The 7,592-nt window shown below is 69.5% G+C and carries 6 protein-coding genes; all 6 read right to left on the bottom strand.

The window, feature by feature from the left end:
- Positions 1-71 precede the first annotated feature (71 nt).
- The 6 genes from ACFVGO_RS06125 to ACFVGO_RS06100 all read right to left on the bottom strand — a co-directional run bounded on the left by ACFVGO_RS06125 (position 72) and on the right by ACFVGO_RS06100 (position 7,561).
- A complete protein-coding gene (locus tag ACFVGO_RS06125; RefSeq protein WP_380359384.1) occupies positions 72-1,136 on the bottom strand; it encodes an ABC transporter ATP-binding protein in 1,065 nt (354 codons plus the stop codon).
- Positions 1,137-1,170: 34 nt separating this feature from the next.
- Positions 1,171-2,241, bottom strand: a complete 1,071-nt coding sequence (locus ACFVGO_RS06120) for an ABC transporter ATP-binding protein (RefSeq protein WP_359901503.1) — start codon at positions 2,239-2,241, stop codon at positions 1,171-1,173.
- Positions 2,238-3,248 carry an ABC transporter permease gene (locus ACFVGO_RS06115; protein WP_380359380.1) on the bottom strand — a complete coding sequence of 337 codons (1,011 nt, stop codon included), beginning with the start codon at positions 3,246-3,248 and terminating at the stop codon, positions 2,238-2,240. The genes ACFVGO_RS06120 and ACFVGO_RS06115 overlap by 4 nt, the downstream gene beginning before the upstream one ends.
- 98 nt (positions 3,249-3,346) lie before the next feature.
- The gene (locus ACFVGO_RS06110; RefSeq protein WP_359901498.1) at positions 3,347-5,119 is read right to left on the bottom strand and encodes an ABC transporter substrate-binding protein; all 1,773 of its coding nucleotides are present in this window, start codon (positions 5,117-5,119) and stop codon (positions 3,347-3,349) included.
- Positions 5,120-5,199: 80 nt separating this feature from the next.
- Positions 5,200-6,189 carry an ABC transporter permease gene (locus tag ACFVGO_RS06105; RefSeq protein WP_359901496.1) on the bottom strand — a complete coding sequence of 330 codons (990 nt, stop codon included), beginning with the start codon at positions 6,187-6,189 and terminating at the stop codon, positions 5,200-5,202.
- Positions 6,190-6,634: 445 nt separating this feature from the next.
- A complete protein-coding gene (locus ACFVGO_RS06100) occupies positions 6,635-7,561 on the bottom strand; it encodes an enhanced serine sensitivity protein SseB C-terminal domain-containing protein (RefSeq protein ID WP_359901493.1) in 927 nt (308 codons plus the stop codon).
- Positions 7,562-7,592: the final 31 nt, after the last annotated feature.

Here is a 7,592-nt window from a genome sequence, read left to right as displayed (position 1 = left end):
GGGGATTGTCATGCGGCCGCCTGTCACGGGAGGCCAGGGGGAGGGTACCCTCCTGCGTACGTGCGAGGGCCTCAGGCCGTGGCGTCGGCCGACGCCTTCTCCGGAGCGTTCTCCGGGAAGTGGCAGGCCACCTGGTGCCCGGTCGCCAGCACCGTCAGCGGCGGCTCCTGGCTCGCGCACACGTCCTGCGCCTTCCAGCACCGGGTGCGGAAGCGGCAGCCGCTGGGCGGGTTGATCGGCGAGGGGACGTCGCCCTTGAGCAGGATGCGCTCGCGGCCCGCGCGCTGGCGGCGGCGCGGGTCGGGGACGGGCACGGCGGACATCAGCGCGTTGGTGTACGGGTGCATCGGGCTGCGGTAGAGCGAGTCCCGGTCGGCGATCTCCACGATCTTGCCGAGGTACATCACCGCGACCCGGTCCGAGACGTGCCGGACCACCGAGAGGTCGTGCGCGATGATCAGGTAGGTCAGCCCGAGTTCCTGCTGGAGGTCGTCCAGCAGGTTGACCACCTGCGCCTGGATCGAGACGTCCAGCGCGGAGACCGGCTCGTCCGCGACGATCATCTTCGGCTTCAGCGCGAGCGCCCGGGCGATGCCGATGCGCTGGCGCTGGCCGCCGGAGAACTCGTGCGGGTAGCGGTTGTAGTGCTCAGGGCTGAGCCCGCACAGTTCCAGCAGTTCCTGGACGGCCTTCTTGAGCCCGCCCTCCGGCACCGCGTTCTGGAGCCTGAAGGGCGCGCCGACGATGGTGCCGACGGTGTGCCGGGGGTTCAGCGAGGAGTACGGGTCCTGGAAGATCATCTGGATGTCGCGGCGCAGCGGCCGCATCGCCCCGACGCCCAGGTGGGTGATGTCGGTGCCCTCGAACTCGATGGTCCCGCCGGTCGGTTCGTCGAGCCGGGTGACCAGTCGGCCCATGGTCGACTTGCCGCAGCCGGACTCGCCCACGACGCCCAGGGTCTCGCCGGCGTTGACCGTGAAGTCGATGCCGTCGACGGCCCGCACCGCGCCGGTCTGGCGCCGCAGCAGCCCGCCGCGGATCGGGAAGTGCCGGGTCAGGCCGGCCACCTTCAGCAGCGGCTCGCGGCCGGGGGCGGGTGCCGGCGACGGGATCGTGGCCGCCTGAGTGTCCGTCATCGGTTCTCTCCAGAAAGGTGGTACGAGGCCGGGCTCACAGCCGGGGCGCGATCTCTTCGGCGAAGATGCGGTGCCGCTCGTCGGCCGCCAGGTGGCAGGCCGCGAAGTGCCCGGGCGCGGCCTCGGCCAGCACCGGAAGCTCGCCGGTGGAGCGCCCGCCGGTCAGGTCGGCGTACGGGCAGCGCGGGTGGAAGGCGCAGCCGGACGGCACGTTGATCAGGCTGGGCGGGGTGCCCTTGACCGGCACCAGCCGGTCCTGGAGTTCCCGGTCCAGCCGCGGCATCGACCCCAGCAGGCCCCAGGTGTAGGGGTGTTCGGGCGCGTCGAAGAGGGTCTCGGCCGGGCCGCGCTCGACGCACTTGCCGCCGTACATGACCAGGATGTCGTCGGCCAGCTCGGCGACCACCCCGAGGTCGTGGGTGATGATGATGACGGCGGAGCCGAACTCCTCCTGGAGGTCGCGGATGAGGTCCAGGATCTGCGCCTGGACGGTGACGTCCAGGGCGGTGGTGGGCTCGTCGGCGATCAGCAGCGAGGGGTCGTTGACCAGCGCCATGGCGATCATGGCGCGCTGGCGCATGCCGCCGGAGAACTGGTGCGGGTAGTCGTCCACCCGGCGGTCGGGCTGCGGGATGCCGACCCGGTCGAGCATCTCGATCGCCCGGGCCCTGGCCTGCTTCTTGGAGGCCTGGGGGTGGTGCACCCGGTACGCCTCGACGATCTGCTGCCCCACCGTGTAGTAGGGGTGCATCGCGGTCAGCGGGTCCTGGAAGATCATCGCCATGTCGCGGCCGCGCAGTTGGCGCACCCGGTCCGGGCCGGCCGCGATCAGGTCCTCGCCGTTCAGCCGGATCTCGCCGCTGATCCGGGCCCGCTTGGAGCGGTGCAGGCCCATGATGCCCAGCGAGGTGACGGACTTGCCGGAGCCGGACTCGCCGACGATGCCGAGGGTGCGCCCCTTGTGGAGGTCGAAGCTGACCCCGTCCACCGAGCGGACCAGGCCGTCGTCGGTGTCGAAGTGGATCCGCAGGTCGCGGACCGAGAGGAAGGGGTCGCCCGACGGGGTCTGCGCGGCGTCCGCCGGGGACTTCTGGAGGTCGGTCACGAGAGCCTCACCCGGGGGTCGACGAGGGCGTACAGGAGGTCGACCACGAGGTTGCAGGCGACGATGAAGAAGGCGGCGAGCAGGGTGACGCCGAGGATCTTGGGCAGGTCGTTGTCGGAGATCGCCTGGACGGCGAACTGGCCGACGCCCTGGAGCGAGAAGACCTGCTCGGTGATCAGCGCGCCGCCGAGCAGCAGCCCGAGGTCCATGCCGAAGATCGTGACGATCGGGGTGAGCGCGGCGCGCAGCCCGTGCCGGGTGACGACCTTGCGCTCGACCAGGCCCTTGGCCCGGGCGGTGCGGATGTAGTCCTCGCTCATGGTCTCCAGCATTCCGGCGCGGGTGAGCCGGGCGTAGAGCGCGGAGTAGAGGAAGGCCAGCGAGATCCAGGGCAGGATCAGGTTGCGGGCCCACATCAGCGGGTTGTCGGTGAGGTTCACGTACTGCAGGTTGTCCAGGATCGGCCACTCGTAGCTGAACAGCGTGAGCAGCAGCGCGCCGGTGAAGAAGACCGGCAGCGAGACGCCGGCGAGCGCGACGCCCATGGAGAGCCGGTCGAAGATCGAGCGCGGCTTGAGCGCGGAGACGACGCCGGTGGCGACGCCGGAGACCAGCCAGAGCACCGCCGCACCGGCGGCGAGCGACATGGTGACCGGGATCCGCTTGGTCAGCTCGGGCCAGACCTCCAGGTGGTTCTTGAAGGAGTAGCCGAAGCAGGGCACGTGACAGGTGGCCGGTTCCGGGCCGAACGTGTACTCGGCGCCGCTGACCAGCCCCTTGAGGAAGTGCCAGTACTGGGTGTACAGCGGCTGGTCGAAGCCGAGGTTCTGCTTGACCGCGGCGATCGCCTCGGGCGACGGGTTCTTCCCGATGTACTGGGCGGCCAGTTGGTCGGCCGTCTCTCCGGCGAGTCGCGGGAGCAGGAAGAAGATCGCGAAGGTGACCACGCTGACGACCAGCAGCAAAATCGCCGCCGCGATGATCCTGCGGATGATGTAGGCAAACACAGTTGGGCGGCTCCGGCGGCCCGCCGCCGTCCGGGATCTTCCGGACGGCGGCGGGCGCCGCTGCCTTCACCTGCCTTCAGGGATGCGGAGCCAGGCTCTTACTTGGTGGAGCCGATGTTCAGGTAGTCGTACTCACCCGAGAACGCCGAGGTGGAGACCAGGTTGGTGGCGTTGTCCGGGCGGTACAGGAAGACCTTGAAGTAGGTCAGCGGGACGTAGACCGCCTGCTCCATGACCTTCTTGTCGACGTCGCCGTAGATCTTCTCGCGGGCGCCCTTGTCGGGGTTGATCGCGGCGTCGTCGATCAGCTTGTTGACGGCGGAGTCGTTCAGCTGGGCCAGGTTGTTGTTGCCGGACGGCTTGATGGTGCGGCCGTCGACGATCTGCTGGAGGAAGCCGTAGCCGGTCGGCCAGTCGGCGCCCCACTGCATCATCATCAGGCCGATGTTGTGCTCGGCCGCGAACTGCGGGGACCCGGCGGCGTCCTGCAGGTACTTGCCCTGCGGGTACTGCTGGATCTCGGCGTTGATGCCGACCTTCTTCAGCGCGGCCTGGATCGAGGTGGCCGCGGCGACCTCGGTGGCGCGCTCGGTGCGGGCCGACAGGACGGTGTTGATGCCGCCCTCCTTGCCGCAGGCCTTCAGGGCTTCCTTGGCCTTGGCCTCGTCGCCCTTGTTGTCCTTGGTCTCGTACAGGTTGAAGTCCTGGTGGCCCGCGATGTCCGGCGGGAGGACCGTGTTGGCGATCTGGCCGCGGATCGGACCGCCGAGCGCGGTCTGCACCGAGACCTTGTCGATCGCGTACTGGACGGCCTTGCGGCACTCGACGTTGTCGAACGGCGCGAGCTTGGAGTTGATCGCCATGTACACCAGACGGCCGCCGTAGGCGTTGTCGGTGCTGGCCTTCAGCTTCGGGTTCTGCAGGATCTGCGCCTGGGTCTGCGGGTCGACGCCGCCGCCCACCAGGTCGACCTGGGCGTTGCCGGCCAGCAGGTCCTTGTCGATGGTGGCCTGGTCGATGTTGAACTTGAGCACGATCTTGTCCGCGAGCTGCTTGCGGATCGGGTCGGTGCTCTTGTCCCAGTTGGTGTTCGGCACCAGGACGGCCTGCTTGCCGTCCTCGTAGGACTCGAACTTGTAGGAGCCCGAGGACGCGATCTTCTTCACGTACTCCGCACCGGTGTCCTTGGCCTGCGGGACGGGCACGGTCTCCGGGGCGCTGACCAGGTAGTCGAAGTCGGCGAAGGGGTGCTGCAGGTGGAAGACGATCGTGGTGTCGTCGGGCGTCTCGATCGAGTTGAGGCCGCCCTCCTTGTCCTTGTACGGACCCGCGTACGGCGTGGCGTTGTCGACCAGCAGGTCGTGGAAGTACACCGGGCCGTTGGAGTTCACGTCCAGCGCGTAGTTCGAGCGCTCGATGGCGTACTTGACGTCCTTCGAGGAGATCGGGGTGCCGTCGTCGTACTTCAGGCCCTTGCGGAGCTTGTACGTCCAGGTCAGGCCGTCCGCGCTCTGCTGGCCCATCGACTCGGCGAGGTCCGGGACGAGCTTGTTGCCCTCCTCGCCCGGCGCCGGGTTGAAGGTGGTCAGCGGCCGGCCGTACAGACGCGAGAAGTTGTAGATGTACGCGTAGTACGTGTTGCCCGGGTCGAGCGAGTCGGGGGTGCCCTTCATCTCGTAGGTCACCGTCCCGCCCTTCTTGTCCGAGGCGTTGACGATGCCCTTGGTGGCCGCGTTGGCACCGGAGCCGCCCTCGGCGGAGCCGGAGGCCGTGGAGGACCCTCCGTTCTTCGACGAACTGGTGCAACCGGTCACGACCAGGACCGCGGCGGCAGCCGCCGCGGTCAGGGCGACGGTACGGGACCTACGCATGGGTGAGATCAACCCCTTGAGGATGTGGAGGAGGGATTCTGACGCACCGTCGAGTGACGGGTGGTCCGAGTGACGCAGGGTCAGTTGTTCTTGGGGTCGAGGGCGTCGCGCAGCCCGTCGCCGAGCAAGTTGAAGGCGAGCACGGTGACGAAGATCGCCAGACCGGGGACCACCATGTACTGGGGGTCCACCTGGTAGTACCGGATCGCGTCCTGGAGCATCCCGCCCCAGGAGGCCTGCGGGGGCTGGATGCCGACGCCGAGGAAGCTCAGCCCGGCCTCGAAGAGGATGTTGGTCGGGATCAGCAGGGTCGAGTAGACCAGGATCGGACCGACCAGGTTGGGCAGCAGTTCCTTGAACAGGATGAACGGTCCGCGCGCGCCGAGGCTGCGGGCCGCGTGGACGAACTCCCGCTCGCGCAGCGACAGCGTCTGGCCGCGCACGATCCGGCCCATGTAGGGCCAGTTGAAGAAGCCGATCACGAAGATCAGCACCAGCATGTGCAGCGGCAGGCCGTGCAGGCCGAACGCGCCGCCCTGGAGCGAGGTCGAGATCGCGATGGCGAAGAGCAGCAGCGGGAACGCCAGGAAGACGTCCATCACCCGGCTGATCAGGGTGTCCACCCAGCCGCCGTAGTAGCCGGCCATGATGCCGAGCACGGTGCCGATGGTGTTGGACAGCAGGGTCGCGCCGAAGGCGACCAGCAGGGAGACCCAGGAGCCCTCGATGACGCGGGTGAGCAGGTCACGGCCCTGGAGGGGGTCGACGCCGAGCGGGTGGTCCCAGCTCATGCCGCCCCAGTCGCCGAACGGCAGACCGCCGAGGTCGGCATCCAGCAGGTCCTGGTGGAGGGCGTCCGGGTCGAGCCCGAACATCGACTCGATCGGCTTGGCGAGCACGGCGAGCAGGATCAGCAGGATCACCACGACGCCGCCGGCGACGGCGGCCTTGTCCCGCTTGAAGCGGGTCCAGGCGATCTGGCCGAGGGAGCGGCCCTCGATCTTCTTGGCCGGGCTTGCGGTGGCGGGTGCCTCCGGATCGTTCCCGGCGGTGGTCACGGTTGCGGTCATGGTCAGTTGGTCCCCTCGCCGACGGTGGCCGGCCCACGGGTGCCGGTCGCCGGCTTCGGCGGTGCGGCTGCGGACGTGCGGAGGTGCTTAGGAGGAGCGGGTGTTGACGGCAGTGCGTCGTGCACAGGCACTGCCACCACGCGGGATGGGCGTCGCGTGGGCGGACTGTCGGCGTGCGCGCTCGCCCTTGTGGGGTTCAAGCACGCGCGGTGCGTTGCGCAGAACTCTCTGCCATCCGAACTGGCTTGCGCCAGCCCTGCCAACCGACAGATGCCCAACTGTGATCTGCGTGCATGCACCTCCCCGGTCTTCGGCATATACCTCTTCACATGGCTGTAACTGCCATGTCAAGATGACCGGAGCACACATCCGGAAATTCGTCCGGAAAGCATCGAAGCCGACTTGATGGACAATCAAGTCGGCTTCGGGGAATGAGTTTTGGGAATCAGCGCCCGGGGTAGCCGGGCCACGGCCGCTGCGGCGGCTGCTGCTGCCAGCCCTGCGCCGGCGGCTGGGTGCCGTACCCGTAACCCGGCATCGACTGCCCCGGGTACGGCGGCGGGGGCACCGGCGGGTACGGACCGGTCGGCGGGCGGCCCGCCTCCCGGTCGAAGAACGGCCGCGCGTTGGCGCGCATCCACAGCGCCACCGGGTCGTACTCGTCCGACATCGCCACCGTGGACACCGCGAGCCCCTCCGGGGCCACCGCGATCGCACGCTGCATCAGCGCCCGCACCGCCTCCACCGCCGGCGGCGAACTCTCGTACAGGTCGAGGCCGATGGCCAGGTACGGCTCCCCCACCGCGGGCTGCACCCAGGCCCGGCGCAGGGCCCGCACCGCGCGCACCTCGGCGGCCTGCCGCTCCAGCAGCGCGAAGAACGACTGGGCGTTCAGCTGCGGCTCGCTCAGCTTCAACGGCCCGGCCGGCAGCCGGTCCAGGCCCGCGGCGACCCGCCGCAGGTCCGCCCACGGCACGCCGACGCCGCCGCCGGGCGCGTGCGGGTTGAGCCACAGGCCCCAGCGGGTGCGGTAGAGCGAGGCCGCGATCTCCCGGCCGGAGATGACCTCGTGGGCCCGCGCCCAGCCGGAGGCGGTCAGCTGCTCGGACGAGGTGACGGCCGGCGCGTAGCCGTGGCCGCTGATCTCCATGTTCCCGTACTGGGCGTCCGGGCTGCCCGGCGTGCCGTGCCACAGCAGCATCCAGACCTGGCCGTCCGCCAGCGCGTGCAGCAGCCGCTCGTACGCGTCGTAGCGCTCCGGCGCGACGTCGCGCAGGGCGCGCTCCAACGCGCCGGGATCAGCTCCCGGGCGCCCGGCCGGTGCCTGGCCCCAGGGCCCCGGCACACCGCCCGCTCCCGTTCCCGCACTCATGCGCCCACCTCGCCGCGCCTCTTTCCCTCAA

Source organism: Kitasatospora sp. NPDC057738, from assembly GCF_042798815.1.
GTDB classification, from domain to species: Bacteria; Actinomycetota; Actinomycetes; order Streptomycetales; family Streptomycetaceae; genus Kitasatospora; species Kitasatospora lactacystinica.
The sequence above is the reverse complement of the archived record's forward strand: the minus strand, read 5'-3'. Positions and strand labels throughout refer to the sequence as shown.